This is a genomic window from Bradyrhizobium sp. 159 (genome assembly GCF_023073795.1).
GTDB lineage: Bacteria > Pseudomonadota > Alphaproteobacteria > Rhizobiales > Xanthobacteraceae > Bradyrhizobium.
The window spans coordinates 1-1,549 of sequence record NZ_JADPKE010000046.1 but is presented as its reverse complement, the minus strand read 5'-3'; the positions used below and the strand labels follow the sequence as shown (position 1 = coordinate 1,549).

Sequence of the window (1,549 nt, the reverse complement as noted above, 5' to 3'; positions counted from 1 at the left end):
ACGACGAGCCTTCAGTGATTCGTTCCTGCTTCATTCACTCTCTCCCCAGCTATCCGAGGAGGGGGCAATTCCTCGTGACGCTGAGGGGGCAGTTTTCCACGACGCGCGACACTCGCCGAAGGGCCAGAAGGCGACGTCACAGGCTTGGCCCGATACGAACGAAGGCCGCCGATTGAGGCGGCCTTCGGGTGATCTGTGCACGGAAGCGGCGTCGAGCGATGGCGGATCACTATGCAACACCGACAAACAGCGCCCTTTACAAGCGTCCTCTGCAGGTCTGGCGATACCTGCGGCAATTTCCTTCGCCTCGTTCGCCCAATTCGTCCTTGTTGAGGCAGGCTTGTCGCAATTCGGCGCACGCATCCCTCCGAACTGGCCGTTGGCAGGTCTCCCGGTATCTCCGGCAATTTCCTTCGCCCCGCTCACCTAGCACGTCCTTGTTTTCGCAAGCTCGCCGCAATTGCTCGCATTCCCCACCTCCCATCCGGACGCCTCCCGGTCCAACCTCAATTGATTGGGAAGAGGCCGACACTGGAATTACAAAAAGAGCAGCTGCCGCTGCGGCGCCGAGCGAATATTTTCGCATTCCTTGCAACATTCCTGATCCTCCAAGTTGGTGTGTGTTGATGGATTTTGGCGGACGCAGCCGGCGTTATGGCATCTCGGCTCCCGCCACGGTTAGTGGCGCACACCTTAATGGTTCGACCGTTGTGTCTCCGCTTAGCTGCACGTCCCCGGTAGATTACAGAGCGGCGTGGAATTGGTTCCACAGCTCGGAACGAATGCGGTTCACTGCTTTCAGTTCTCAGATGAGGCCTTTGGACATGAAGGCCGGGCCAAGCGGGCCGTTCAGAGACCTTCAGCAGCCGACGCGACAACGGCCGGAGCTTTGCTCGGCTTCGGGTCAAAATGTGAAGACTCAACCTGAGCAGATGTAGTCCGCCGTGCCTCACTAAGCGGACTCGACGAGGTGCGCCGCTACTTCGCTGATGGGCCGATTTTGTTGAAAAAGGCGGCAGTTGCGACTCAAGGATAGCAGTGATTCAGTCTGTCTAATTGGCAGGACTGAAGATCATGATGGGGCATCGGCAAGTCGAACAGGCTGCTTTGTTCTATGAGTTCTCGCTCGAGAAGCATATTCCCGCCGACCATCTCTTGAGATCGGTCGACAGGTTTGTCGATCTGCAAGAGATCAGGCAGGACCCGGCACCCTTCTACAGTAGCATCGGCCGACCTTCGATCGATCCTGAACTGATGATCCGGATGCTCGTGATCGGTTACTGCTTCGGCATCCGATCGGAACGGCGCCTGTGCGATGAGGTTCACCTCAATTTGGCCTACCGGTGGTTTTGCCGGCTCGGTCTGGATGGGGTGGTGCCCGATCATTCGACATTCTCCAAGAACAGGCATGGCCGCTTCCGGCAGAGCGATCTCTTCCGTCGCGTGTTCGAGAGCGTGCTGCGGCGCTGCATCGAGGAACGACTGGTCGGCGGTGAAGGATTTGCAGTCGATGCGAGCCTAATCAAGGCCGATGCCAATCGGCAGAAGG

Annotated in this window: 1 protein-coding gene; it reads left to right on the top strand. The window is 58.0% G+C overall.

Translation table 11 applies throughout. From position 1 onward, the window contains the following. Window positions 1–1,074 precede the first annotated feature (1,074 nt). Window positions 1,075–1,549 (top strand): transposase (locus IVA96_RS11700; RefSeq protein WP_247417248.1); only part of this gene is annotated, 475 nt, incomplete at its 3' end.